Here is a 24,564-nt window from a genome sequence, read left to right on the forward strand (position 1 = left end):
CGGAACGGGACGGTCCTCGGGGCGCGGGCCGGGCACGATGCCGGGCGCTTCGGGCGCCGGCTCGTCAGGGCCGACCGCGGCCGCGTCGAGGGGCTGGGTTACGGGCGGCGCGGCGCTGGAGCGCGGCACGCCGGCCGGCACCACCACGGGCATCTCGAAGCTCGGCTCGAAGGCCGCCGGCGGCCGGGCCTGCGCAATCCCGGGCAGCGTCGGCTGCGTCTCGAGGGCGGGCTCCTCCGGCTCCGGGAGCGCTTCCGGGAGCGGCTCCGGCCGGAGGGCCGGCTCGGCGAGCGCCCGTCCGCGCTGGATATTGCGCTCAATCACCACGTCGTTGGGCCCGCCCACGAGGAGCAGGTGCTCCACATTGTCCCGCCGCAGCAGGATGAGCTGGCGCTGGCGGTCGAGCTCGTACACGTCGACGATGCCGAGCCGCGGCTGGCGTCCGCGCGCGCCGTTCCGCCCCGGGATGGCGAGCCCGCCGCTTGAGAGGCGCCGGACCAAGAGGACGACGACCGTCAGGACCGCGAAAATGACCGCGAAGATGCTGACGTACTGGATGATCGGAGAGCCGTCAGAGCCGAACACGGACTGCAACCATTGCAAGGCTTGCCACTCTCGTCTCGGGGCCGGGTGCCGACCCTACGCAACACACGGCCTCTAGGTTAGCACGCGTCGGGGGGCGCCGGGCAATCGATCTTAAAGCTTCGTTAACAAGTTACCGTGGATCGACGCTCCACGTGCTTAACCGCGCGTTAACCTTGTACCCGGCAGATTTTGCCCATCGGGCTGCCGCCCGGGACGCCCCGTCCCGGGGTCCGCCCGGAGGGCGCCGCCCGTGGCCATCACCGACCTGCCGCTCCTCTCGATGCTGCGCACGCGGATGCAGTGGTCGCAGGCGCGCCAGCAGCTCATCGCGGAGAACGTCGCCAACGCCGACATGCCGGGCTTCCGCCCGCGCGACCTCGCGGCGCTGAGCTTCGGCGCGGACGGCACGGCGGCCAAGGCGGGCGTCGGCCTCGCGGCGACCGCCGCCGGCCACATCGTCCCGGCGGGTGCGGACGGGCCCGGCGCGGATGCGAAGCGCTTCAAGGGGTTCGAGGTCCGCCCGAGCGGCAACGGCGTGAACCTCGAGGAGGAGATGATGAAGGCCGGCGACAACCAGTCGGACTACCAGCTCGCCGCCTCGCTCTACCAGAAGAGCCTCGACACCCTGAAGATCGCCATCGGCAAGCGCTGAGGGCCCGCGACGAAGGAGCCTTGAGCCATGGATTTCGACAAGACGCTGACCATCGCCGCCTCGGGGCTCAAGGCCCAGTCCGGCCGCATGCGCATCATCGCCGAGAACATCGCCAACGCCGATTCCGCGCCCCAGAACGCGACGGCCGAGCCCTACCGGCGCAAGATCCCGACCTTCACGAGCCATCTCGACCGCGACACCGGCGCGAGCCTCGTGGAGGCAGGCCGCGTCCGGCGCGATGCCGGGCCGTTCCGCACGAAGTACGACCCCGGCAACCCGGCCGCGAACGACAAGGGCGAGGTGCGCATGCCCAACGTCAACGCGCTCATCGAGAACATGGACATGCGCGAGGCCCAGCGCTCCTACGAGGCCAACCTCAACATGGTCACGGCCACCCGCCGGATGATCAGCCGCACCCTCGAGATCCTGAAGTAGGCCGGTCATGGCGAGCAGCAACTTCGCGGCGGGCGCCTACGCGGCGGTCCAGAACATCGGGGCGCTGAAGGGCGCACCCAAGGTCCAGCCGACGCAATCGGCGGGCGGCGACTTCACGCGGCTTCTGGGCCAAGCCGTCGAGAATGTCGGCGAGGCCGGCCGCCGGGCCGACATGCAGGCCGCCGCCGTGGCCGCGGGCAAGGCGAACGTGGTCGACGTGGTCACCGCGGTGGCCGAGAGCGAGACCGCCCTGCAGACCATGGTCGCGGTGCGCGACCGCATGATCTCCGCCTACGAGGAGATCATGCGCATGCAGATCTGAGGTCGTCGGACCTGTACCCCTCGGCCGGACTGGAAGCCGAGGGCAACTCCCTTTCGTCCCATCCTCGCCCTCATCCTGAGGTGCCGGAGCGCAGCGGGGGCCTCGCAGGAGCCTTCCCGGGATCGCGGCGCCATCCGGAGGCCTCCTGCGAGCCTCGCTTCGCGAGCTCCTCAGGATGAGGAAGAGGGCGGGACAAGCTCCACCGAACAGGCTCTCAGGCATCATGACCGGCCTCGCCATCCTCGACATCGCCCGCGACGGGATCTTCGTGTTCCTGAAGGTCGCCGGCCCCCTGATGCTGGTGGCGCTCGCCGTCGGCCTCGCGGTCTCGCTGGTCCAGGCCCTGACCCAGATCCAGGAGCAGACGCTGATCTACGTGCCGAAGATCGTCGCGGTCTTCGCCGCCCTCCTGCTGATGCTGCCCTTCATGGGCGACGCGATGGCGGGCTACATGGTCCGCATCGCCGCCCGCATCGCGGCGGGCGGGTGATGCCGGCGGCCAGGACGGCGCCCGGCGCGCCGTGCCATAAGCGGTTCCATGACCCTGCTGCTGCCAGGATTCGCGCCGGGCATCGCGGCGGCCTTCCTGCTCACCTTCGCCCGCGTCGGCACGCTGATCATGCTGATGCCGGGGATCGGCGAGCAGACGGTCTCGCCGCGCCTGCGCCTCGCCTTCGCGCTGCTCGTCGCCCTCGTTCTGTTCCCGACCGTGCGCCCGCTGCTCGGGGCGGGCGAGGCGCTGGCCGGCCCGCGGCTGATCGGACTCCTGTTCGGCGAGACCCTGGTCGGGCTGATCCTGGGGCTGAGCGTGCGCATGGTGCTCGCCGCCCTGCAGACGGCGGGGCTGATCGCCTCGCAGCAGCTCGGCCTGTCCTACGCCATGACCGTCGACCCGGCGATGGGCGGGCAGCAGGCGGCGCTCGGCACCTTCCTGGCCCTGCTCGGCATCACCCTGATCCTCGCCACCGACCTGCATCATATCGCCCTCGACGGGATCGGGCAGAGCTACCGCCTGCTCCCGCCGGACGGGGTGCCGGGCTTCGGCGAGGCGGCCAAGCTCGCCCTCAGGGCGATCGCCCGCGGCTTCACCCTCGCGGTGCAGATCGCCGCGCCCTTCATCGCCTTCGGCATCCTGTTCAATCTGGGCCTCGGCGTCCTCTCGCGGATGATGCCGCAGCTCCAGGTCTTCTTCCTCGCGGTGCCGGCCTCGGTGCTGATCGGCATGCTGATCTTCGCCGGCGTGCTCGGCGTGATCATGACCGTCTTCCTCGACGACATGGCCCGCTACCTCGCCGCGATGGCCGGGCGCTGACCGTCCGCGCCCCCGGAGGCCGGCATGGCTGAGGGCGCGGAGCAGGAGGACAAGACCGAGGAGCCGACCCAGCGGCGCCTCGACCGGGCGATCGAGAGCGGCGACGTCGCCAACAGCGTCGAGATCAACACCTTCGCGGCGCTCGCCGCCTTCACCTTCGGCCTGATGCTGGCAGGGCCCGGCATCGCGACCATGCTGACCGCGGAGATGCGCAGCTTCCTGATGAACGCCCACGCGGTGCCCGACGATGCCGGCTCCATGGGGCGGATCGCGGCCCGCGCCGTCTGGCTGCTGTTCCAGGCGCTGGCCGTCCCCGCGGGCCTCGCCGTGGCGGCCGGGCTCGCCGCCGGCTTCCTGCAGCACCCGATCGTGTTCAGTACGGAATCCCTCGGCTTCAAGTTCGACCGCATCTCGCCGATGGCCGGCGTCAAGCGCATCTTCGGGGTCGAGGCCTTGGTGCAGTTCGGCAAGGGGCTCGCCAAGATGGCCGTGGTCGGCGTCGTGGTGGGCACCCTGCTCTGGAACGACCGCGACCGCCTCGAGATCTTCGCCCGGCTCGATCCGGCCGCCTGCCTGCCGGCGATCCTCGGGCTCAGCCTCAAGCTGCTCGCCGCCGTTCTCGCCGTCCACTTCGCGATCGCCGTCGCCGATGCCCTCTACCAGCGCTTCCGCTGGCGTCAGCGCCTGCGCATGTCGAAGGAGGAGATGAAGCAGGAGATGAAGGAATCGGACGGCAACCCGGAGGTGAAGGGGCGCATGAAGCAGCTCCGCATGGCCCGGGTGAAGAAGCGCATGATGGCCGCCGTCCCGAAGGCCACCGTCGTCGTCACCAACCCGACGCACTACGCGGTGGCCCTGCGCTACGAGACGGGCATGGCCGCGCCGGTCTGCGTCGCCAAGGGCGTCGACGCCCTCGCCTTGCGCATCCGCCAGGTCGCGGCCGAGCACGAGGTCCCGGTTCTGGAGAACCCGCCGCTCGCCCGCGCGCTGCACGCCACCGTCGAGATCGACCAGGAGATCCCGGCCGAGCACTACCGGGCCGTGGCCGAGGTGATCGGCTTCGTCCTGCGCACCCGCCGCCGGGCGGCGTGAGGGCAGGCGCCATGCCGGACCGCCTCGGGCGCGACATCGGCCAAGCGGCCGCAAGCGTTTGGCCCTTGCCGTCTTTCGGACGCAAGCCTAACCGATCTGAAGGGCCTGGACTGCCAGAACCAGTCCTTCGAGGGCGCATCATGGGTCGCGGCGGGCTTCTGCGCATGATGCTTTGGCGCTGGATTGAACCGTAATGGCCGAGTTGTCAGGACCCACGACGCCCGTGCCGGGCTCGATCGACCGGTCCGAGCGGCCGGGACGGGTCGGGCTGCTGCTCGTCCTGGCCGGCCTCCTCGTCGGGGCCGCGATCGGCCTGTCCTTCGTGGCGAACGAGCAGGCGCAGTCGCTCATCGTCTGGCTGCTGGCGCTGCTGGCCATGGCCGGCGTGTTCTTCCTGTTCGCCCTGGCGATCGGGGCGATCCAGCTCGCCGGGCAGGGCGCGCGCGACGACATCACCAAGGCCGTCGTCGACGGCTCGCCCGACGCCGCTTTGGTGGTGGAGGAGGGCGGGCGCCTGATCTACGCCAACGAGGCCTACCTGCAGGTGGCCGGCGGCGACAGCTTCTCGAACCTGCGCTCGGTGGAGCGGGTCTTCGTCGGCTCGCCCGAGGTCTCGGAGGCGATCTACCGGCTCTCGCAGGCCTCCCGCGACGGGCGCAGCCATGCCGAGGAGATCCGGATGTCGCCGCCGCCGCAGGGGGGCGTGCCGGCCGGCGCGCCCGGGGGCGGCCCGGCGCGCGATTTCGCGTGGTACCGCATCCATGTGCGCCCGCTGCCCCGCCCCGGCCGCTCCGCCAGCCTCTGGACGGTCTCCGACATCACCGCCGAGCGCGAGCGCCAGGAGAACGTGTTCCAGGAGCTGCAGCACGCGATCGACTATCTCGACCACGCGCCCGCGGGCTTCCTCTCGATCGATCCGCAGGGGGCGATCGTCTACATGAACGCGACGCTCGCGGCCTGGCTCGGCTACGACCTCGCCACCGTGGGCTCGGGCGGCCCGCATCTCGACGCGATCGCGCCCGGCGCCGAGATGCTGACCCGCAGCCACGGCCTGCCCGGCGAGGTCCGCACCGACCGCATCGATCTGGATCTGCGCCGCCGCAACGGCCACCCGCTGCCGGCGCGGCTCTATCACCGCGTCGCCTTCGGCAAGGACGGCAAGCCCGGCGCCTCGCGCACCTTCGTGATCAACCGCTCGGCAGGCGCCGAGTTCGACGAGCCGCAGCGCGCCGCCGAGGTGCGCCTCGCCCGCTTCCTCAACACCTCGCCCATCGCCATCGCGACGCTCGACCGGCGCGGGCGCATCGCCCGGGCCAACGCCTCCTTCGCCCGCCTGTTCGGCACCATGCCCCGCCACACCGTGGAGGACGGGACCGAGACGGCGGAGGAGCCGAACATCGTGGATTCCGTCGCCGACCGCGACGGGCTCGACGCCGCCCTCGCCAAGGCGGCGAGCGGGCTCACCGAGGTCGCGCCGATCGAGATCTCGCTCACCGGGGCCGGCAACCGCTCGGCCCGGGTCTGGCTGATCCCGGCGGGCAGCGCCGACGAGGCCCTCGACGAGGAGCGCGAATCCGTCATCCTCTACGCCCTCGACACCACCGCCCAGCGCCAGCTGGAGCAGCAGGTCGCCCAGGCGCAGAAGATGAACGCGGTCGGCCAGCTCGCGGGCGGCATCGCGCACGATTTCAACAACGTCCTCCAGGCGATCATCGGCTACTCGGACCTGCTGCTGGCGAGCCACAAGCCGACCGACCCGGCCTTCCAGGACATCATGCAGATCAAGCAGAACGCCAACCGGGCCGCCGGGCTCGTGCGGCAGCTGCTGGCCTTCTCGCGCCGCCAGACCCTGCGGCCGGAGGTGATGAATGTCGGCGAATCGCTCTCCGAGCTGACCCTGCTCCTGAAGCGGCTGCTGGGCGAGCGGGTCGGGCTCGAGCTCAAGCATGGGCGCGACGTCTGGCCGGTGAAGGCCGACGTGAACCAGTTCGAGCAGGTCATCGTGAACCTCGCGGTCAACGCCCGCGACGCCATGCCGGGCGGCGGCAAGCTCCTGATCCGCACCGCCAACATGCCCGATCCCGGCGAGGCCGCGGCGGAGGAGGGGCGCGGCGGCGCGCCGGCCGGCGACCACGTGCTGATCGAAGTCTCCGACACCGGCGAGGGCATCCCGCCCGAGATCATGGAGAAGATCTTCGAGCCGTTCTTCACCACGAAGGATATCGGCAAGGGCACCGGCCTCGGCCTCTCGACGGTGTTCGGCATCGTCAAGCAGTCGGGCGGCACCATCGACGTGCAGTCGAAGGTGGGGGAGGGCACCGCCTTCCGCATCTACCTGCCGCGCCACATCCCCGAGCCGGAGGTCGAGGCGGAGCCGGTCCAGCGGGCCGCCCTGCCGCCCGCGACCGCATCCGCCGGCCGGCCGGCCCTGTCCGAGCCGAGGATTGCGGCCCAGGCGACGGGCACGGCGGCCCACCCTGCCCCGGCCGCCGGCACCGCCGCGCAGGAGCCGCCGAAGCCGGCCCCGCGCAAGCCCTCGGCCGACCATACCGGGCAGGGGACGATCCTGCTCGTGGAGGACGAGGATCCGGTCCGCGCAGTCAACAGCCGCGCGCTCTCGGCCCGCGGCTACACGGTGCTGGAGGCCGCCTCCGGCATCGAGGCCCTGCAGATCGTGCGCGCGGGCGAGCAGACGATCGACCTCATCGTCTCCGACGTGGTCATGCCGGAGATGGACGGCCCGAGCCTGCTGCGCGAGGTGCGCAAGCACCTGCCCGATCTGAAGGTGATCTTCGTGTCCGGCTATGCCGAGGATGCCTTCCGCAAGAACCTGCCCGAGGGCGAGGCCTTCAACTTCCTGCCCAAGCCCTTCAGCCTGAAGCAGCTGGTCGAGACGGTGAAGAAGACCATGGCGGGGTAGGGGGCTTCGGCGCCCCTTCCACGCGATTTCGGCTCCGCGCGTCTTGCTGACGCCGGAGGCTTGGCTGGAGGGAGACGCGGGACGCCGCGGAACCCAAACTCATGTGCGTACGGATACCGAGTTCCCCGGCGTCCCGCGGACGAGGGGGCCGCGTGTGGCCGGCCTCGTCCGTTTATCGTCGCGGTCTCTTGCTCACCTGCATCGACCCCGATCGTGGCGGACTGCGTAGCGCCGTTGCCCGGCTCGCCCCGGCAGACTTGAAGCGTCGTGCACCGGACCTCGTATTGGGCCCGGCATCGGTTCCAACGACCTGTGCAGGCCGGACTATCGGGGCTGTCCCGTTGTTGATCCGGGCTGGCGCCGAGAACGGCCCTGTGTCGCGCAGAGGCGCCCGGGGCGCCGGCTGACCGGCCGGCGACGCGGGAACCGCCGCGCTGTCCTGGCACGGGCCGTGGTCATGCGGCCCGGGCTCCCTGCGCGCGGCGCGGCGGGTTGCAGGACCCGTCGCGCCGCGGGACAGCGCGTGGCTGGGATGTACATGTTTTGTTCTCGCGTGTCAAGCTTTTTGTCTCACGGCAGGCCTTTTCGCCCTGTCGCGACGCGCTCTCCCCACGGATCTCGGGCCTCCCCGAGATCCGCTTGCCCGTGCCCAAGTTGGGCAGGCCCGACTTGGGATGGGGGAGGGTGCCGAACGGAGTGAGGCGGGAGAGGGTAACCCGGCATCCGGATGAGGCTGCGCAGATGTGACGGCCACCGCCTCGCTCTGCACCGTCGCACCCCTCTCCCGACCCCTGCTGACGCAGGGGCCACCCTCCCCCGCAGAGGGGGGGAGGGAGAAGCGGCAGCCGCAGGTCCCCATCCTTTCCTGATCAGGCGTGGGTCCCCTCTCCCGTTCAGACGAGGTCAGGGTGAGGGCCGAGCATCGTCCGGCAAACGCGCCACCTGCCACAGGCCCCTGAAAACGAAGAAGGCGGCCCGAGGGCCGCCTTCCTGAGATCCGGAGGTGCGAAAGACCTCAGGCCGCCTCGGCGACCTGGCTCGGGCCGGAATCCTTGCCGCGGGCCTCGACGTCGCGATCGACGAACTCGATCACCGCCATCGGGGCGTTGTCGCCGAAGCGGAAGCCGGCCTTCATGATGCGGCAATAGCCGCCCGGGCGGCCCTTGTAGCGCGGGCCGAGCACCGTGAAGAGCTTCTTGACCATGTCGGCGTCGCGCAGCTGCGCCATCGCCAGGCGGCGGGCATGCACGCTGTCCTCGCGGCCGAGGGTGATCAGCTTCTCGACGACCGGACGCAGGTCCTTCGCCTTCGGCAGGGTGGTGATGATCTGCTCGTGCTTGATCAGCGCGGCGGACATGTTGGCGAACATCGCCTTGCGGTGCTCGGCCGTGCGGTTGAAGCGGCGACCGCGGTAACCGTGACGCATATCTCTGGCCCTTCCTGTGCTGTCGGCCGCCGTGCCACGGGTCGGCCGGTGCCTCGTGCGAGGCGTCTTCGTTCAAATCCGCTTCACCCCGCGGCGGGATTCTGGGGAGGGGCGCCCCGGCTTCGCTGGGGCGCCGCGTCCGCTGAGGTCCGCGGCTCGGCCGCAGACGAGACGCCTCAGTAGTGCTCCTCGAAGCGCTTGGCGAGATCCTCGATGTTCTCCGGCGGCCAGCCGGGAACGTCCATGCCGAGGTGCAGGCCCATGCCGGCCAGCACTTCCTTGATCTCGTTGAGCGACTTGCGGCCGAAGTTCGGGGTGCGCAGCATCTCGCCCTCGGACTTCTGGATGAGGTCGCCGATATAGACGATGTTGTCGTTCTTCAGGCAGTTCGCCGAACGGACCGACAGCTCCAGCTCGTCCACCTTCTTGAGCAGCGCCGGGTTGAAGGGCAGCTGCGGCGCGAGCGGAGCGGCCTCCTCCTTGCGCGGATCCTCGAAGTTCACGAAGACCTGCAGCTGGTCCTGGATGATGCGCGCGGCATAGGCGAGCGCGTCCTCCGGCGAGACCGCGCCGTTGGTCTCGATCGTCATGGTGAGCTTGTCCTTGTCGAGATCCTGGCCCTCGCGGGTGGTCTCGACGCGGTAGCTGACCTTGGTCACGGGCGAGTAGAGCGCGTCGACCGGGATCAGGCCGATCGGCGCGTCCTCGGGCCGGTTGCGCTCGGCCGGGACGTAGCCCTTGCCGGTGGCGACCGTGAACTCCATGCGGATCTCGGCGCCGTCATCCAGCGTGCAGATCACGAGGTCGGGGTTCAGGATCTGCACGTCGCCGACCACGGCGATGTCGCCGGCGGTGACGAGACCCGGGCCGGTCTTGCGCAGGGTCATGCGCTTCGGGGTGTCCGACTGCGAGCGGATCGCGATCGTCTTGATGTTCAGGACGATGTCGGTGACGTCCTCGCGCACGCCCGGGATCGAGGAGAACTCGTGCAGCACGCCGTCGATCTGCACCGAGGTCACGGCCGCGCCCTGGAGCGAGGAGAGCAGCACGCGGCGCAGCGCGTTGCCGAGCGTCGTGCCGAAGCCGCGCTCCAGCGGCTCGGCGACCACGGTCGCGACGCGCTTGGGGTCGTCGCCGGTGGTGACCTGCAGCTTGTTCGGCTTGATCAGCTCTTGCCAGTTCTTCTGAATGACCACGGTCCTACCTCTCGCCTGTCGCGCGGAGCCGCGAACCCCGTCCCGCGCTTCGGCCGGTGCGGCGCCCTGCCCAGGAGCGCCGACCGGTCCCTGAATGATTCGGGATCGTCAGATCCCCTGCCCGGTTCCTTGCCCCGCGACCCAGAGCACCGGGACGAAGCTGTAGCCCTGGGCCTCCCGGGCCACGTATCCGAGCGCCGGGAATTCCAGGTGGTTGCCCGCGATGAGGCAGCGCTCGCTGGCCGCCTCGTCGAGGACGCGTTTGCGCGTCTCCCGGGCCTGATCGCCGTCCACGTCGAAGGCGACGCCGGCCTCGGGCCGCTTGAACTGGATCGCCGGCAGGTGCACCGCATCCGTGAAGCTCAGGAGCGATGCCGATCCGGAGACGATCCGGAAACCGCAATGGCCCGGCGTATGGCCGGGCATGTGCAGCGCGGTGATCCCGGGGACGACCTCGCCGCCCTCGTGCTCGCGCACGCGGCCGGCATAGGGCGCGAGCGCCTTGCGGGCGCCCTCGAAATACGGCTTGGCGCCCTCGGGCGCCCGGGCCAGCGCCTCGTCCGGCAGCCAGTGCCGCGCCTCGGCCGCGTGCAGCACGATCTCGGCATTCGGATAGGCCGCGCGGCCCTCTCCGGTGACGAGGCCGCCGACATGGTCCGGATGCAGGTGGCTGACCAGGACGGTCTCGACCGCTTCCGGCGCGACGCCGGCCAGCGCCAACGCCGCCGGCACCCGGCCCATCGTCTCCGGACCGAAATGCCCGTAGCCCGTATCGATCAGCACCGGCTTGCGGCCGGCGCCGGTGATCAGGAAGGCGTTCAGCGTGATGACCGGCTGCTCGGGCCGGAAGCCCGCCACCTGCAGGCGCCCCGCCTCGGCCTTGTCGAGGCCCGTGACGAGATCGAGCGAACCCTGGAACCAGCCGTCGTTGAGCGCGGTGACCGTGAGGTCGCCGACATTCCAACGCAGGACGCCGGGAAGGGGAGCCGATCCATTCGCCACGGGCTTCTCCGTCTTCGAGAGGTCTAACCGACCCGCAGGATCAGACGCGGCGGCGCTTGCGCGGCCGGCAGCCGTTGTGCGGGATCGCGGTGACGTCGCGGATCGAGGTCACGGTGAAGCCCGCGGCCTGGAGCGCGCGCAGCGCCGACTCGCGGCCCGAGCCGGGACCGGAGACCTCGACCTCGAGGGTGCGCATGCCGTGCTCGGCGGCCTTGCGGGCGGCGTCCTCGGCGGCGACCTGCGCGGCGTAGGGGGTCGACTTCCGCGAGCCCTTGAAGCCCATGGCGCCCGACGACGACCAGGAGATCGTGTTGCCCTGCGCGTCGGTGATGGTCACCATCGTGTTGTTGAACGACGCGTTCACGTGCGCGACGCCGGAGACGATGTTCTTGCGTTCGCGGCGGCGGACGCGGGTCGGTTCCTTGGCCATGTTCTGCTCGTCAGTCCTTCAGGCACGCCCGTAATGCCAGGCGCTCGGGATTCTTTTGGGAGTTCGGCGGCGCGGTCGCGGAGGGCCGTGCCGCCACGCTGGGGCCCGATCGCGGGACACCCGGCGCGACGTGAGGGAGGCCGAGCGAAGCACGGCCTCCCAATCACAAGAAATTACTTCTTCTTGCCGGCGATCGGCTTCGCCTTGCCCTTGCGGGTGCGGGCGTTGGTGTGGGTGCGCTGGCCGCGGACCGGGAGCTGCTTGCGGTGGCGCAGGCCACGGTAGCAGGCCAGATCCATCAGGCGCTTGATGTTCATCGAGACTTCGCGGCGCAGGTCGCCCTCGACGACGTAGTCGCGGTCGATCGCCTCGCGGATCTGGAGCACCTCGGCGTCGGTGAGCTGGTTCACGCGGCGCTCGGCCGGGATGCCGACCTTGCCCGTGATCTCCTCGGCCTTCTTGGGCCCGATGCCGTGGATGTACTGCAGCGCGATGACGACGCGCTTGCCGGTGGGGATGTTGACGCCTGCGATACGGGCCAAGATAACGCTCCATATGGTGCCGGACGAAGGCCCGGCCTGGGATGTGACGCGCGTCCGGTGGAGGCCGGCCCTTGCGCGCTCGTCAACGACGACGCGGCCCGCGGCCGCCCTCAAGAGAGCACCTCGGACCACGTTCCGGATGGACGAAGACCGGCCTGCTAGCGCGGGCCGGCCGGGATGTCAACCGCAAGTCGAGCCGTTTCCGGCTCAGGCGCCGGCCGTCTCGGCATGGCGCTCCAGGATGGCCATCAGGCCCGCGGTGACCGTGTCGATCGGCTGCATGCCGTCCACCGTCTCCAGCTTTCCGGCCTTGGCATAGTAGTCGGAGAGCGGGGCGGTCTGGGCGCGGTAGGCTTCGAGCCGCGAGCGGAACACCTCGGGGGTGTCGTCCTTGCGGACCGGCAGGCCCTTGGCGGCGGTCTCGGCGGCGCGGTTGGCGATGCGGCCGACGAGGGCGTCCTCGTCCACCTTCAGCTCGACAACCGCGGACAGCGCGATGCCCTTCTCGGCGAGCATGGCGTCGAGGGCCTTGGCCTGCTCCACGGTGCGCGGAAAGCCGTCGAGGATGAAGCCGGCCTTCGCATCCGGCTCCTCGATGCGGTCGGCGACGATGCCGACGACGATGGCGTCGGAGACCAGGCCGCCCGCTTCCATCACCGCCTTCGCCTCGAGCCCGACCGGGGTGCCGGCGGCCACCGCCGCGCGCAGCATGTCGCCGGTCGAGAGCTGCGGGATGCCGAAGCGTGCCACGATCCGCTCGGACTGCGTGCCCTTCCCCGCGCCGGGCGGTCCGAGCAGAATGATGCGCATGGGCGTTGTTCCTCGTCCTTGTCCGCTCGCGTGCGGCGTCCGGGGCGACGGCGAGCCCTCCCCGGCCTCGCCTGGATGGTGTGCTCTTTTATCCGGTTCGGCCGCGCTGGGGAGCCGGACCTAGGGGGGAGGCGTCACGCTTCCCCCCGTTTTGTCGCCCCGCCCTCAGCGCCGGCGCTGGGTCGCGGAGGCGCCGCGCAGCTTGGCCCGCTTGACCAGGCCCTCGTACTGGTGGGCCATCAGGTGGCCGTGGATCTGCGCCACCGTGTCCATCGTCACGGAGACGATGATCAGCAGCGAGGTGCCGCCGAAGGCGAGGCTCTGCGAGGACAGCGCCATCGCCAGGATCTCGGGCGCGAGGCAGACGAAGGTGAGATAGAGGGCGCCGATCACGGTGATGCGCGTCAGCACCTTGTCGATGAAGGCGGCGGTGCGCTCGCCCGGCCGGATGCCCGGGATGAAGCCGCCATGCTTCTTCAGGTTGTCGGCCGTCTCCTGCGGGTTGAAGACCACCGCCGTGTAGAAGAACGTGAAGAAGATGATCAGCGCGGCGTAGAGCGCCATGTAGACCGGCTGGCCGTGGCCGAGCAGCGTCGTCACCGTGCCGAGGAAGCCGCTGGAGCCCTGGTTCGCCGAGAAGCTCGCCACCGTCGCCGGCAGCAGCAGCAGCGAGGACGCGAAGATCGGCGGGATCACGCCCGAGGTGTTGAGCTTGAGCGGCAGGAACGAGGTCTGGCCCTCGTACATGCGGTTGCCGACCTGGCGCTTGGGGTAGTTGATCAGCACCCGGCGCTGGGCGCGCTCCATGAACACGATGAAGTAGATCAGCGCCACCGCGCCGACCGCGCTGCCGAGCAGCGTCGCGGGCGACATGGCGCCGGTGCGGCTGAGCTCGAGCGCGCCCGCGATCGCCACCGGCAGGTGGGCGACGATGCCCGCGAAGATGATCAGCGAGGAGCCGTTGCCGATGCCGCGCGAGGTGATCTGCTCGCCGATCCACATCAGGAAGAGGGTGCCGCCGGTGAGCGTGATCACCGTCGAGGCCAGGAAGAACGGGCCCGGGTCGATCGCTGCCGACGAGCTCTGCAGGCCGATCGCGATGCCCCAGGACTGGACCAGGGCCAGCACCACCGTGAGATAGCGGGTGTACTGGTTGATGACCTTGCGGCCCGACTCGCCCTCCTTCTTCAGCGCCTCCAGGCTCGGGATCACCGAGGTGAGGAGCTGAATGATGATCGAGGCCGAGATGTAGGGCATGATGTTGAGCGCGAAGATCGCCATGCGCTCGACCGCGCCGCCCGAGAACATGTTGAACAGGCCGAGCACGCCGCCCGCCTGCTGCTGGAAGTTCCGCGCGAACTGCTCCGGATCGATGCCGGGAATCGGCACGTAGGTGCCCAGCCGGAACACCACGAGGGCGCCGAGCGTGAACCAGATGCGCTTCTTCAGCTCATCGGCCTTGGCGATGGCGCCGAAATTGAGGTTGGCGGCAAGCTGCTCGGCGGCTGAGGCCATGACGGTCTATCCTGGGACCTGTCGCCGGACGGGTCGCGTCCGGGTGAAACGGAAACGGCGGCCGGTGCGAGGTCGCACGGGCCGCCGCTCGGTTGCTCCGACTTAAGGGCTTCGCGACCGGCGCGCAACGGATCGCGCGCCGGACGGCCGAGGCCTCAGGCGGTGGCGGACGCCGTGCCGCGGTGGGCGACGCCCGCCGCATAGACGACGGTGACCGTGCCGCCGGCCTTCTCGACGGCCTCGACGGCCGACTTCGAAGCGCGGGTCACCTCGAAGGTGAGCTTGGCGGTCAGCTCGCCGACGCCGAGCAGCTTCACGCCGTCGCGGGGACGGCTGAGGATGCCGGCGGCGACCAGCGCCTCCACGGTGACGGGCGCCGAGGCGTCGAGCCGGCCCGCATCCACCGCCTGCTGCACCCGGCCGAGATTCACCTCGTTCAGGTCGGCGGCGTGGATGTTGTTGAAGCCGCGCTTCGGCAGGCGACGATGCAGCGGCATCTGGCCGCCCTCGAAGCCCTTGATGGACACGCCGGTGCGGGCCTTCTGGCCCTTCACGCCGCGTCCCGCGGTCTTGCCCTTGCCGGAGCCGATGCCCCGGCCGACGCGCATCCGGTTCTTGGTGGCGCCGTCGTTGTCGCGGATGTCGTTGAGCTTCATGGTGCCCTCCTCAAGCCGCGTCGATGACGCGCACGAGGTGCTGCACCTTGCGGATCATGCCGCGCACGGCCGGAGTGTCCTCCAGCTCGGCGACCCGGTGCAGCTTGTTCAGCTTGAGGCCGACCAGCGTCGCGCGCTGGGAGGCCTCGCGGCGAATCGGCGAGCCGATCTGCTCGACGCGGATGGTCTTGGTCGTCATGCCATCCTCCCCTTACGCCACAGCCGCTTCGGACTGATCGTTCGGGTCGGCGTCGCGGCGGCGCGCCTGCAGCGCGGACACCTTGAGACCCCGGCGCGCCGCGACAGAGCGCGGGCTGTCCTCGTTCTTGAGCGCCTCGAAGGTGGCGCGCACGAGGTTGTAGGGGTTGGACGAGCCCAGCGACTTCGCGACGACGTCCTGCATGCCGAGCGTCTCGAAGACGGCGCGCATCGGGCCGCCCGCGATGATGCCGGTACCGGCCGGAGCCGCGCGCAGGATCACCTTGCCGGCGCCGTGACGGCCGTTGACGTCGTGGTGCAGGGTCCGGCCCTCGCGCAGCGAGACGCGGATGAGGCCGCGCTTGGCCGCTTCCGTGGCCTTGCGGATGGCCTCGGGCACCTCACGCGCCTTGCCGTGGCCGAAGCCGACCCGGCCCTTCTGGTCGCCGACGACGACGAGGGCCGCGAAGCCGAAGCGACGGCCGCCCTTCACCACCTTGGCGACGCGGTTGATGTGGACGAGCTTGTCCACGAACTCGCTGTCGCGCTCCTCGCGCTCCTCGCGGCGGCCGCGGCCCCCGCCTTCACGTTCACGTGCCATTCTTCTACCTGTTCATCGCACTGGCGCGGGCGGCGGGCCCGCTCGCTCGGATGGTTCTTCGAGGAGCAGCCGGAACCGCTCCCCTCCCGCCGAATCCCGATCTCCGGTGTTCCATCGCTGATGGAACGTCCACCACGTCAGCGGTGGCGCGCAGTCGCGCTCGCGGGCTTCCGGACGTGGGTCCGGAAGCCCGGGACGCGCGAGCCGCCTCAGAACTCCAGACCACCCTCGCGGGCGGCATCCGCCAGGGCCTTGACGCGGCCGTGGTAGATGTAGCCGGAGCGGTCGAAGATCACCTTGGTGACGCCCGCAGCCTTGGCGCGCTCGGCGACGAGCTTGCCCACGGCGGTGGCGGCGGAAACGTCCGCGCCGGTCTTCAGGTCGCCCTTGAGCGACTTGTCGAGCGACGAGGCGGCGGCGAGTGTCTTGCCCTGCGCATCGTCGATGACCTGGACGTAGATCTGCTTCGACGAGCGGAACACCGACAGGCGCGGGCGCCCGTTGGCGGCCGCACGCAGCGCCCGGCGGACGCGGAGCTTGCGCCGCTGGAGGGCTTCTAGCTTGTTCGACATGTCAGCCCTCCTTACTTCTTCTTGCCTTCCTTGCGGAAGATGAACTCACCCGCGTACCTCACGCCCTTGCCCTTGTAGGGCTCGGGACCGCGGTAATCGCGGATCTCGGCGGCCACCTGACCGACGCGCTGCCGGTCGATGCCCGACACCACGATCTCCGTGGGCTTGGGCGTCACGATGGTGATGCCGGCCGGGATCTCGTACTCGATGTCGTGGCTGTAGCCGAGCGACAGCTTGAGCGCCTTGCCGGCCATCGCGGCGCGATAGCCGACGCCGGTGATCTCGAGCTTCTTCTCGAAGCCCTTCGAGACGCCCTCGGCGATGTTGGCCACCTGGGCGCGGGAGGTGCCCCACAGAGACCGGGCCTCCTTGGACTGGTTCTTGGGCTGCACGCTGATCGCGCCGTCCTTGAACTCGACATCCACCAGGCTCGGCACGACGAACTGCAGCTCGCCCTTCGAACCCTTCATCTTCACGGTCTGACCATCGACCGTCGCCGTCACGCCGGACGGGACGGTGACGGGCTTCTTGCCTACGCGAGACATCTGCCTTGCTCCTCTCGTCCGATCAGAACACCTGGCAGAGCACTTCACCGCCGACATTGCGCTCGCGCGCAACGTGGTCGGCCATGACGCCCTGCGGGGTGGACACGATGGTGACGCCGAGGCCGTCGGCCACGCGCGGCAGCTCGCCGACCGAGGAATAGACCCGGCGGCCCGGCTTCGACACGCGCTGGATCGAGCGGATGACGGGCTTGCCGTCGTAGTACTTCAGCTCGATCGCGAACTCGGTGCGGCCGTTGCCGAGGTCCTGCACCGCGTAGTCGCGGATGTAGCCCTCGGACTTCAGAACGTCGAGAACCGAGGCGCGCAGACGCGAGCCGGGGGTCTGGACGACGTTGCGACGGCGCTGCTGGCCGTTGCGGATGCGGGTGAGCATATCGCCCACGGGATCGTTGACCATGGGGATGCCTCCTTACCAGCTCGACTTGACGAGGCCGGGGATCAGGCCCCGGTTGCCGAGCTCGCGCAGCGCGACGCGCGAGATGCCCATCTTGCGATAGACGGCGCGGGGACGGCCGGTGATCTCGCAACGGTTGCGGATCCGGGTGGCCGACGAGTTGCGCGGCAGCTCCGCGAGCTTGAGGCGCGCCTCGAAGCGCTCCTCCATCTCGAGGCCCTCGTTGTTGGCGACGGCAAGGAGGGCCTTACGCTTCTCGGCGAAGCGCGCGACCAAAGCCTTGCGGCGGTTGTTCTTCTCGACTGAGCTCTTCTTAGCCATGTCTGTTCTCTCCGGTGTCCGCGTCTGAGGCCCTAGGGCCTCACTGCCGGAACGGGAACTGGAAGGCGGCGAGCAGGGCCTTGGCTTCCTCGTCGGTCTTGGCGGTGGTCGCCACGACGATGTCCATGCCCCACATCTGCTCCGCCTTGTCGTAGGAGATCTCCGGGAACACGAGGTGCTCCTTGAGACCCAGGGCGTAGTTGCCGCGCCCGTCGAAGGAGCGCGGGTTCAGGCCGCGGAAATCGCGGACGCGCGGCAGCGCGATCGTGATCAGCCGGTCCATGAACTCGTACATGCGCTGCTTGCGCAGCGTCACCTTGCAGCCGATCGGCATGCCCTCGCGGACCTTGAAGGTCGCGATCGCCTTGCGGGCGCGGGTGATGACCGGCTTCTGGCCGGCGATCAGGGCGAGGTCGCCGGCGGCGACGGTCGCCTTCTTCGAGTCGGCGGTGGACTCGCCGACGCCCATGTTGATGACGATCTTCTCGATGACCGGCACCTGCATCGGGTTCTTGTAGCCGAACTGCTCGATGAGCTTCTGGCGGACCACCTCGTCGTAGTGCTTGCGCAGACGGGGGGTGTAAGCGTTCTTGTCGGCCTCAGCCATCGATCTGATCCCCCGTGCTCTTGGCGAACCGGACCTTGCGGCCGTCCTCGAGGATGCGGAAACCCACGCGGGTCGGCTTGCCGTTGGCGTCCGCCACCGCGATGTTGGAGAGTTGGATGGCGGCCTCCTTGGAGATGATCCCGCCTTCCTGCGACTGCGTCTGCTTCTGGTGCTTCTTCACCAGGTTGATGCCGCGGACGACCGCACGGTTCTCCTTCGGCAGCATCTGGATCACCTCGCCGGAGCGACCCTTGTCGCGGCCGGTGAGAACGACGACGGTATCGCCCTTCTTGATCTTGGCGGCCATCACAGCACCTCCGGAGCCAGCGAGATGATCTTCATGTGATTGCGCGCGCGCAGCTCGCGGGGCACGGGCCCGAAGATGCGGGTGCCGATCGGCTCCTTCTGGTTGTTGATCAGCACGGCGGCGTTCTTGTCGAAGCGGATCACCGAGCCGTCGGCGCGCTTCACGTCCTTGGCGGTGCGCACGACGACCGCCTTCATGACGTCGCCCTTCTTGACGCGGCCGCGCGGGATCGCCTCCTTGACGGAGACGACGATCACGTCGCCGACGCCCGCATACTTGCGCTTCGACCCGCCGAGCACCTTGATGCACATCACGCGGCGTGCACCCGAATTGTCGGCGACGTCCAGATTCGTCTGCATCTGGATCACGGGAGTGACCTTTCCTTGTTTCAGGCGGGTTTCCGCACACGGGCGGAATTGCCCGGCGGACGACGCCTGATGGGGATCTGTTGTCCCCGGCTCATATGAGAGACCGCGCAATCGGCGTGAGAACGCCGGCGCGGTCGCCGCGTACGAAGGGCGCGAACGCCCCTTGGACTGTCGCGAAGGCCGGTCCGATACACCGGATGGCCCTCTGACGCAAGGCGGAATCCATCCGTCCCGAGCGGGGACGGGCGTTTCCGACAAACGAGAACGGGCGCAGAGTGCTCTGCGCCCGCTTCAGTGCCGGACCCTCGCGGATCCGATCAAGCCGCGGCGTCCGCCGCCACGCCCGCGTTGTCCTCGACCAGCTTCCAGGTCTTGGTCTTCGAGTAGGGGCGGCACTCCTCGATGAACACCGTCTGCCCGACCTTGGCGGCATTCGCCTCGTCATGGGCGTGGTAGTTCTTCGAGCGGCGGACCGTCTTCTTCATCACCGGGTGGGTGAAGCGGCGCTCGACCTTCACGACGATGGTCTTCTCGCCCTTGTCGCTGACGACGACGCCCTGCAATACGCGCTTCGGCATAGGTCTCTCCTCAGCCCTTCGCCGCGGTCAGCGTCTTCTGACGCTGCAGCGTGCGCACGCGGGCGATGTCGCGGCGCACCTCGCGGATGCGGGCGACGTTCTCGAGCTGGCCCGTGGCCCCCTGGAAGCGCAGGTTGAACTGCTCCTTCTTGAGGTTCAGGAGCTCGTCGTTGAGCTGATCCGCCGACAGGGCTTGCAGATCAGACAGTCGGTTGGACGACTTCATGGATCCCTCCCTTAGTCGGCGATGCGGGTGACGATGCGCGTGCGCACCGACAGCTTGGCGGCCCCGAGGCGCAGCGCCTCGCGCGCGATGTCCTCGGCGACGCCGTCGACCTCGAACATGATGCGGCCGGGATGGACGCGGGCGGCCCAGTATTCCGGCGCGCCCTTGCCCGAGCCCATGCGGACCTCGGTCGGCTTCGAGGTGACCGGCAGGTCCGGGAACACCCGGATCCAGACGCGGCCCTGACGCTTCATCTCGCGGGTGATCGCGCGGCGGGCCGCCTCGATCTGCCGGGCGGTGACCCGCTCCGGCTCCATGGCCTTCAGGCCGAACTGGCCGAAGTTCAGGTCGAAGCCGCCCTTGGCCGCACCGTGGATGCGGCCCTTGAACTGCTTGCGGAACTTCGTCTTCTTGGGTTGCAGCATGGCAGCCTCTCTATCTGCTCAGGCGGCTCAGGCGTGGGCCGGCTCGCGGCGGCCGCGGTCGCCGCGATCACCCCGATCGCCGCGGCCTTCGCCGTCACGCTCGCGACGGCCGCCGGAACGGCCACCCTCTTCCTGAGCCTTCTTGTCCTGAGCCATCGGGTCGTGTTCGAGGATCTCGCCCTTGAACACCCAGACCTTGATGCCGCAGGTCCCGTAGGTGGTGAACGCCGTGGCGGTGCCGTAGTCCACGTCCGCGCGCAGGGTGTGCAGCGGGACGCGGCCCTCGCGGTACCACTCGGTGCGCGCGATCTCGGCGCCGCCGAGGCGGCCCGAGCAGGTGATGCGGATGCCCTCGGCACCCAGGCGCATCGCCGACTGCACGGCGCGCTTCATGGCGCGACGGAAGGCGACGCGGCGCTCGAGCTGCTGGGCGATCGAGTCGGCCACCAGGGTGGCGTCGATCTCGGGCTTGCGCACCTCGACGATGTTGATCGTCACGTCGGCCTTGGTCATCGTGCCGACGAGCTTGCGCAGCTTCTCGATATCCGCGCCCTTCTTGCCGATCACCACGCCCGGACGGCCCGAGTGGATGGTGACGCGGCACTTCCGGTGCGGACGCTCGATGACGATCTTGGAGACCGCCGCCTGCTTGAGCTGCTTGGTCAGGGCGGCGCGGATCGCGACGTCCTCGTGCATGAGCTTGGCGTACTCGCCCTTCTGGGCGAACCAGCGGGAGTCCCAGGTCCGGTTGATGCCGAGCCGGAGACCGATCGGGTTGACTTTCTGACCCATCAGATCCTCCTCAGGCCGCTTCGGCCCGGACTTCCCGAACCACGATGGTGAGGTTCGAGAAGGGCTTCAGGATGCGCGCGCCGCGGCCGCGGGCACGGGCGTGGAAGCGCTTCAGCACCAGCGCCTTGCCGACGAAGGCCTGGGACACGACGAGATCGTCCACGTCCAGGTCGTGGTTGTTCTCGGCGTTGGCGATCGCGCTCTCGAGGCACTTCTTGACGTCGACGGCGATGCGCTTGCGGGAGAACTGGAGATCGGCCAGCGCCGTCTCGACCTTCTTGCCGCGGATCAGCTGCGCCACGAGGTTGAGCTTCTGGGGCGACACGCGGAGCATCCGCGCGACGGCCTTCGCCTCGTTCTCGGGGAGCGCGCGGGGGGTGGCCTGCTTGCCCATCTCAGCGCCTCTTCGCCTTCTTGTCGGCCGCGTGGCCGGGGAAGGTGCGGGTCGGCGAGAACTCGCCGAACTTGTGGCCGACCATCTCCTCGGTGACGTAGACCGGGATGTGCTTCTGCCCGTTGTGCACACCGAAGGTGAGCCCGACGAACTGCGGAAGGATCGTGGAGCGGCGGCTCCAGATCTTGATGACCTCGTTGCGGCTCGAGCCCCGAGCCGCCTCGGCCTTCTTGAAGAGGTAGCCGTCGACGAACGGCCCCTTCCAGAGTGAACGTGCCATGGCGGTTACTTCTTGCGGTTATGGCGGCTGGACAGGATGAAGACGTCGGTCCGCTTGTTGGAGCGGGTCTTCTTCCCCTTGGTCGGGACGCCCCACGGCGTCACCGGGTTACGGCCGCCCGAGGTGCGTCCCTCGCCGCCGCCGTGCGGGTGGTCGACAGGGTTCATCGCCACGCCGCGGTTGTGCGGGCGCTTGCCGAGCCACCGGTTGCGCCCGGCCTTGCCGAGCGAGATGTTCATGTGGTCCGGGTTCGAGACCGCGCCGACGCTCGCGAAGCACTGGCCGTGGACCAGGCGCTGCTCGCCCGAGTTCAGGCGCAGCGTGACGTAGCCCTGGTCGCGCCCGACGATCTGAGCGTAGTTGCCGGCCGACCGCGCGATGGCGCCGCCCTTGCCGATCTTCAGCTCGACGTTGTGCACGATCGTACCCACCGGCATGTTGCCGATCGGGCCGGCATTGCCCGGCTTGATGTCGACGCTCTCGCCGGCCACGACCTTGTCGCCCGCCTGGAGGCGCTGCGGAGCCAGGATGTAGCTCTGCTTGCCGTCCGGGTAGTTGATCAGCGCGATGAAGGCCGTGCGGTTCGGATCGTACTCGATCCGCTCGACGGTCGCCGTCACGTTGAGCTGGTCGCGCCGCTTGAAATCGACGTTGCGCAAGGAGCGCTTGTGGCCGCCGCCGCGGAAGCGGACGGTCACGCGGCCGAGGTTGTTGCGGCCGCCCGTGGAGCTCTTGCCCTCGGTCAGCGCCTTCACCGGCTTGCCCTTGTAGAGCTCACGGCGGTCGACCAGCACGAGCTGGCGCAGGCTCGGCGTGACCGGTTTGAATGTCTTCAAGGCCATCGGCTTGGATCCCTAACCCGTCCTCAGAGCCCGGTCGTGACGTCGATCGTGTCGCCCTCGGCGAGGGTGACGATCGCCTTCTTCACGTCCGAACGCTGCCCGCGGAGCCCGCGGAAGATCTTCTTCTTGCCCTTGGTCACGAGGGTGTTCACCGCGGTGACCTTGACGTCGAACAGCTTCTCGACCGCTTCCTTGATCTGCGGCTTGGTGGCCTTCGGGGCGACCCGGAAGACGACCTTGTTCTGCTCGGTGAGGTTGGTCGCCTTCTCCGTGATCACGGGGGAGACGATGATGTCGTAATGGCGCGGATCAACACTCATTTGAAGCGCTCCTCCAGCGCGTCGACCGCAGCCTTCGTGAGCACGAGGGTGTCGCGGCGCAGGATGTCGTAGACGTTGATGCCCTGCACGGGCAGCACGTCGATCTTCGGGATGGCGCGGGCGGCGCGGCCGAAGTTCACGTCCACCTCGGACCCGCCGATGATCAGCGCGTTCGAGAGACCGAGCTTGCCGAAGCGCTCGACCAGACCCTTGGTCTTGTGGTCGTCGATCTTGATGTCGTCCACGACGATCAGGGTCGCGGCCTTGGCCTTCGAGGAGAGGGCGTGGCGCAGCGCCAGGGCCCGGACCTTCTTGGGCAGGTCGTGGGCGTGGTCGCGCACCACCGGGCCGAAGGCCCGGCCGCCGCCGCGGAACTGCGGCGCCGAGGCCGCGCCGTGGCGGGCGTTACCGGTGCCCTTCTGCTTGTAGGCCTTCTTGCGGGTCCGGTTCACGTCCGAGCGGTTCTGCACGGCGTGGGTGCCGGCGCGGCGCTTGGCGAGCTGGTAGCGGACCATGCGCTGCAGCAGGTCGGCGCGGGGCTCCAGGCCGAAGATCTCTTCGTTGAGCTCGATCGAGCCGGCGCCGGCACCGTCGAGCGTGGTGATATCGAGCTTCATCACGCGGTCTCCTCGGTGGAGGCGGCTTCGGGAGCCGGAGCGGCGCCGTTCTCACGGAACTTGCCCGGCAGCGGGAGGTCGGCGGGCGCCTTGCGCTTCACCGAATCGCGGATCTGGATCCAGCCGCCGGCGACGCCCGGGACCGCGCCCTCGACCAGGATCAGGCCGCGCTCGGGGTCCGTGCGCACGACGCGCAGGTTCTGGGTGGTGACCCGCTCGACACCGAGGTGACCCGGCATCTTCTTGTTCTTGAAGGTCTTGCCCGGGTCCTGACGGCCGCCGGTCGAACCGATCGAGCGGTGCGAGATCGACACGCCGTGCGTGGCGCGCAGACCGCCGAAGTTCCAGCGCTTCATACCGCCGGCGAAGCCCTTGCCGGTCGTGGTGCCGGTGACATCCACGAACTGGCCGGGGATGAAGTGGTCCGCGGTGATCTCGGCGCCGACCGGGATCAGCGCGTCCTCGGACACGCGGAACTCGGCGAGCTTCTTCTTCGGCTCGACCTTGGCGACCGCGAAGCGGCCGCGCTCGGCCTTGGACACGTTCTTGACCTTGGCCTTGCCGACGCCGACCTGCAGCGCGACGTAGCCGTCCTTCTCGGTGGTGCGGTGCGCGACCACCTGGCATTGATCGATCTTGAGCACGGTCACGGGGACATGCTCGCCCGCTTCCGTGAAGACGCGGGTCATGCCGACCTTCTGTGCAATGACGCCTGAGCGCATAGGTCTCTCCCTCGCGCGATGAACAGTGAAGCTCTAAGCCGAAAGCCGGCTCAGAGCTTGATCTCCACGTCGACACCGGCAGCGAGGTCGAGCTTCATCAGCGCGTCCACGGTCTGGGGCGTCGGATCGACGATATCGAGCACGCGCTTGTGCGTGCGCATCTCGAACTGCTCGCGCGACTTCTTGTCGATGTGCGGGGAGCGGTTGACGGTGAAGCGCTCGATATGGGTCGGCAGCGGGATGGGCCCACGGATCTGAGCACCCGTGCGCTTGGCGGTGGAGACGATCTCGCGGGTCGACGCATCGAGAATGCGATGATCGAACGCTTTGAGGCGGATACGGATGTTCTGACCGTTCATGACCTGAAAACCTTCAGCGGGAAGTGGAGAGGGGCGGGCGCGGGGGCCCGCCCCATCTCCGATCCCTCAGAGGACTGACCCGAGGCTCAGTCGTTGATGGCGGCGACGACGCCGGCACCGACGGTGCGGCCGCCCTCGCGGATGGCGAAGCGCAGCTTCTCCTCCATGGCGACCGGGGTG

At 69.3% G+C, this 24,564-nt stretch carries 36 protein-coding genes and 1 pseudogene; 7 read left to right on the plus strand and 30 right to left on the minus strand.

The genetic code is table 11. The annotated features are described in order from the left end of the window. A pseudogene (locus tag MET9862_RS29550) lies at positions 1–603 on the minus strand (flagellar biosynthetic protein FliO); the annotation flags it as partial. Positions 604–835: 232 nt separating this feature from the next. Between MET9862_RS29550 and flgB the strand changes: the two are divergent. The 7 genes from flgB to cckA all read left to right on the plus strand — a co-directional run bounded on the left by flgB (position 836) and on the right by cckA (position 7,318). Then, the gene (gene flgB / locus MET9862_RS21035) at positions 836–1,237 is read left to right on the plus strand and encodes a flagellar basal body rod protein FlgB (protein ID WP_142584817.1); all 402 of its coding nucleotides are present in this window, start codon (positions 836–838) and stop codon (positions 1,235–1,237) included. A 27-nt stretch (positions 1,238–1,264) separates the two neighbouring features. Then, the gene (flgC, locus tag MET9862_RS21040; RefSeq protein WP_142584818.1) at positions 1,265–1,672 is read left to right on the plus strand and encodes a flagellar basal body rod protein FlgC; all 408 of its coding nucleotides are present in this window, start codon (positions 1,265–1,267) and stop codon (positions 1,670–1,672) included. 7 nt (positions 1,673–1,679) lie between these two features. Next, on the plus strand, positions 1,680–1,994 hold the full coding sequence (gene fliE, locus MET9862_RS21045) for a flagellar hook-basal body complex protein FliE (RefSeq protein ID WP_142584819.1): 315 nt from the start codon (positions 1,680–1,682) through the stop codon (positions 1,992–1,994). 223 nt (positions 1,995–2,217) lie between these two features. After that, the gene (gene fliQ, locus MET9862_RS21050; RefSeq protein WP_142584820.1) at positions 2,218–2,484 is read left to right on the plus strand and encodes a flagellar biosynthesis protein FliQ; all 267 of its coding nucleotides are present in this window, start codon (positions 2,218–2,220) and stop codon (positions 2,482–2,484) included. Positions 2,485–2,532: 48 nt separating this feature from the next. Next, a complete protein-coding gene (gene fliR / locus MET9862_RS21055) occupies positions 2,533–3,306 on the plus strand; it encodes a flagellar biosynthetic protein FliR (protein ID WP_142584821.1) in 774 nt (257 codons plus the stop codon). Between the two features lie 24 nt (positions 3,307–3,330). Then, positions 3,331–4,398 carry a flagellar biosynthesis protein FlhB gene (gene flhB, locus MET9862_RS21060; RefSeq protein WP_142584822.1) on the plus strand — a complete coding sequence of 356 codons (1,068 nt, stop codon included), beginning with the start codon at positions 3,331–3,333 and terminating at the stop codon, positions 4,396–4,398. Positions 4,399–4,591: 193 nt separating this feature from the next. Beyond that, entirely contained in the window at positions 4,592–7,318 is a 2,727-nt protein-coding gene (gene cckA / locus MET9862_RS21065; protein ID WP_142584823.1) for a cell cycle histidine kinase CckA, read from the plus strand. Positions 7,319–8,333: 1,015 nt separating this feature from the next. On the opposite strand, the gene rplQ is transcribed toward cckA, so the two are convergent. The 29 genes from rplQ to MET9862_RS21210 all read right to left on the minus strand — a co-directional run. After that, positions 8,334–8,744: a 50S ribosomal protein L17 gene (gene rplQ, locus MET9862_RS21070; RefSeq protein ID WP_142584824.1), complete on the minus strand. Its 411-nt coding sequence runs from the start codon at positions 8,742–8,744 to the stop codon at positions 8,334–8,336. 176 nt (positions 8,745–8,920) lie between these two features. Next, on the minus strand, positions 8,921–9,940 hold the full coding sequence (locus tag MET9862_RS21075; RefSeq protein WP_142584825.1) for a DNA-directed RNA polymerase subunit alpha: 1,020 nt from the start codon (positions 9,938–9,940) through the stop codon (positions 8,921–8,923). Between the two features lie 108 nt (positions 9,941–10,048). Continuing rightward, positions 10,049–10,942, minus strand: a complete 894-nt coding sequence (locus MET9862_RS21080; protein WP_142584826.1) for an MBL fold metallo-hydrolase — start codon at positions 10,940–10,942, stop codon at positions 10,049–10,051. Between the two features lie 40 nt (positions 10,943–10,982). After that, on the minus strand, positions 10,983–11,372 hold the full coding sequence (gene rpsK, locus MET9862_RS21085) for a 30S ribosomal protein S11 (protein WP_142584827.1): 390 nt from the start codon (positions 11,370–11,372) through the stop codon (positions 10,983–10,985). Positions 11,373–11,545: 173 nt separating this feature from the next. Beyond that, complete coding sequence (rpsM, locus tag MET9862_RS21090) at positions 11,546–11,914, minus strand: 30S ribosomal protein S13 (protein ID WP_142584828.1); 369 nt, start codon at positions 11,912–11,914, stop codon at positions 11,546–11,548. Between the two features lie 207 nt (positions 11,915–12,121). Continuing rightward, positions 12,122–12,724 (minus strand): adenylate kinase, encoded by a 603-nt coding sequence (locus MET9862_RS21095; RefSeq protein ID WP_142584829.1) that lies wholly within the window; start codon positions 12,722–12,724, stop codon positions 12,122–12,124. A 165-nt stretch (positions 12,725–12,889) separates the two neighbouring features. Continuing rightward, positions 12,890–14,239 carry a preprotein translocase subunit SecY gene (gene secY, locus MET9862_RS21100; RefSeq protein WP_142584830.1) on the minus strand — a complete coding sequence of 450 codons (1,350 nt, stop codon included), beginning with the start codon at positions 14,237–14,239 and terminating at the stop codon, positions 12,890–12,892. A 155-nt stretch (positions 14,240–14,394) separates the two neighbouring features. Beyond that, positions 14,395–14,895 (minus strand): 50S ribosomal protein L15, encoded by a 501-nt coding sequence (rplO, locus tag MET9862_RS21105; protein ID WP_142584831.1) that lies wholly within the window; start codon positions 14,893–14,895, stop codon positions 14,395–14,397. Between the two features lie 10 nt (positions 14,896–14,905). After that, the gene (gene rpmD, locus MET9862_RS21110; RefSeq protein WP_142584832.1) at positions 14,906–15,094 is read right to left on the minus strand and encodes a 50S ribosomal protein L30; all 189 of its coding nucleotides are present in this window, start codon (positions 15,092–15,094) and stop codon (positions 14,906–14,908) included. A gap of 12 nt (positions 15,095–15,106) precedes the next feature. Continuing rightward, positions 15,107–15,694, minus strand: coding sequence for a 30S ribosomal protein S5 (gene rpsE, locus MET9862_RS21115; protein WP_142584833.1), 588 nt, complete (start codon positions 15,692–15,694; stop codon positions 15,107–15,109). A 209-nt stretch (positions 15,695–15,903) separates the two neighbouring features. Continuing rightward, entirely contained in the window at positions 15,904–16,266 is a 363-nt protein-coding gene (gene rplR / locus MET9862_RS21120; protein WP_142584834.1) for a 50S ribosomal protein L18, read from the minus strand. Between the two features lie 11 nt (positions 16,267–16,277). Next, positions 16,278–16,811, minus strand: coding sequence for a 50S ribosomal protein L6 (gene rplF / locus MET9862_RS21125; RefSeq protein WP_142584835.1), 534 nt, complete (start codon positions 16,809–16,811; stop codon positions 16,278–16,280). A 22-nt stretch (positions 16,812–16,833) separates the two neighbouring features. Next, complete coding sequence (rpsH, locus tag MET9862_RS21130; protein WP_142584836.1) at positions 16,834–17,229, minus strand: 30S ribosomal protein S8; 396 nt, start codon at positions 17,227–17,229, stop codon at positions 16,834–16,836. A gap of 12 nt (positions 17,230–17,241) precedes the next feature. Further along, positions 17,242–17,547: a 30S ribosomal protein S14 gene (gene rpsN, locus MET9862_RS21135; protein WP_142584837.1), complete on the minus strand. Its 306-nt coding sequence runs from the start codon at positions 17,545–17,547 to the stop codon at positions 17,242–17,244. A 40-nt stretch (positions 17,548–17,587) separates the two neighbouring features. Further along, complete coding sequence (gene rplE / locus MET9862_RS21140; protein WP_142584838.1) at positions 17,588–18,154, minus strand: 50S ribosomal protein L5; 567 nt, start codon at positions 18,152–18,154, stop codon at positions 17,588–17,590. Next, positions 18,147–18,461: a 50S ribosomal protein L24 gene (gene rplX / locus MET9862_RS21145; RefSeq protein ID WP_142584839.1), complete on the minus strand. Its 315-nt coding sequence runs from the start codon at positions 18,459–18,461 to the stop codon at positions 18,147–18,149. The genes rplE and rplX overlap by 8 nt, the downstream gene beginning before the upstream one ends. Continuing rightward, on the minus strand, positions 18,461–18,829 hold the full coding sequence (rplN, locus tag MET9862_RS21150; protein WP_010686182.1) for a 50S ribosomal protein L14: 369 nt from the start codon (positions 18,827–18,829) through the stop codon (positions 18,461–18,463). Before rplN ends, rplX begins: the two co-directional genes overlap by 1 nt. A gap of 317 nt (positions 18,830–19,146) precedes the next feature. Further along, positions 19,147–19,407, minus strand: a complete 261-nt coding sequence (gene rpsQ, locus MET9862_RS21155) for a 30S ribosomal protein S17 (RefSeq protein WP_142584840.1) — start codon at positions 19,405–19,407, stop codon at positions 19,147–19,149. A 10-nt stretch (positions 19,408–19,417) separates the two neighbouring features. Continuing rightward, positions 19,418–19,633, minus strand: coding sequence for a 50S ribosomal protein L29 (rpmC, locus tag MET9862_RS21160; RefSeq protein WP_142584841.1), 216 nt, complete (start codon positions 19,631–19,633; stop codon positions 19,418–19,420). An 11-nt stretch (positions 19,634–19,644) separates the two neighbouring features. Next, positions 19,645–20,058 (minus strand): 50S ribosomal protein L16, encoded by a 414-nt coding sequence (gene rplP / locus MET9862_RS21165; protein ID WP_142584842.1) that lies wholly within the window; start codon positions 20,056–20,058, stop codon positions 19,645–19,647. A 27-nt stretch (positions 20,059–20,085) separates the two neighbouring features. Continuing rightward, complete coding sequence (gene rpsC / locus MET9862_RS21170; RefSeq protein ID WP_142584843.1) at positions 20,086–20,850, minus strand: 30S ribosomal protein S3; 765 nt, start codon at positions 20,848–20,850, stop codon at positions 20,086–20,088. Positions 20,851–20,860: 10 nt separating this feature from the next. Further along, on the minus strand, positions 20,861–21,244 hold the full coding sequence (gene rplV / locus MET9862_RS21175; protein WP_142584844.1) for a 50S ribosomal protein L22: 384 nt from the start codon (positions 21,242–21,244) through the stop codon (positions 20,861–20,863). A gap of 1 nt (position 21,245) precedes the next feature. Next, positions 21,246–21,524 (minus strand): 30S ribosomal protein S19, encoded by a 279-nt coding sequence (rpsS, locus tag MET9862_RS21180; protein ID WP_142584845.1) that lies wholly within the window; start codon positions 21,522–21,524, stop codon positions 21,246–21,248. Positions 21,525–21,529: 5 nt separating this feature from the next. Beyond that, on the minus strand, positions 21,530–22,366 hold the full coding sequence (gene rplB, locus MET9862_RS21185) for a 50S ribosomal protein L2 (RefSeq protein ID WP_142584846.1): 837 nt from the start codon (positions 22,364–22,366) through the stop codon (positions 21,530–21,532). Positions 22,367–22,389: 23 nt separating this feature from the next. After that, a complete protein-coding gene (locus MET9862_RS21190) occupies positions 22,390–22,686 on the minus strand; it encodes a 50S ribosomal protein L23 (protein ID WP_142584847.1) in 297 nt (98 codons plus the stop codon). Beyond that, complete coding sequence (gene rplD, locus MET9862_RS21195) at positions 22,683–23,303, minus strand: 50S ribosomal protein L4 (protein WP_142584848.1); 621 nt, start codon at positions 23,301–23,303, stop codon at positions 22,683–22,685. Before rplD ends, MET9862_RS21190 begins: the two co-directional genes overlap by 4 nt. Next, positions 23,303–24,025 (minus strand): 50S ribosomal protein L3, encoded by a 723-nt coding sequence (gene rplC / locus MET9862_RS21200; RefSeq protein WP_142584849.1) that lies wholly within the window; start codon positions 24,023–24,025, stop codon positions 23,303–23,305. The genes rplD and rplC overlap by 1 nt, the downstream gene beginning before the upstream one ends. A 50-nt stretch (positions 24,026–24,075) precedes the next feature. Beyond that, a complete protein-coding gene (gene rpsJ, locus MET9862_RS21205) occupies positions 24,076–24,384 on the minus strand; it encodes a 30S ribosomal protein S10 (protein ID WP_066927377.1) in 309 nt (102 codons plus the stop codon). Between the two features lie 86 nt (positions 24,385–24,470). Beyond that, positions 24,471–24,564: EF-Tu C-terminal domain-related protein (locus tag MET9862_RS21210; protein ID WP_497756007.1), on the minus strand; the 94-nt coding region annotated here is incomplete at its 5' end.

The sequence above is a fragment of the Methylobacterium symbioticum genome, assembly GCF_902141845.1.
In the GTDB taxonomy this organism is placed as follows: domain Bacteria; phylum Pseudomonadota; class Alphaproteobacteria; order Rhizobiales; family Beijerinckiaceae; genus Methylobacterium; species Methylobacterium symbioticum.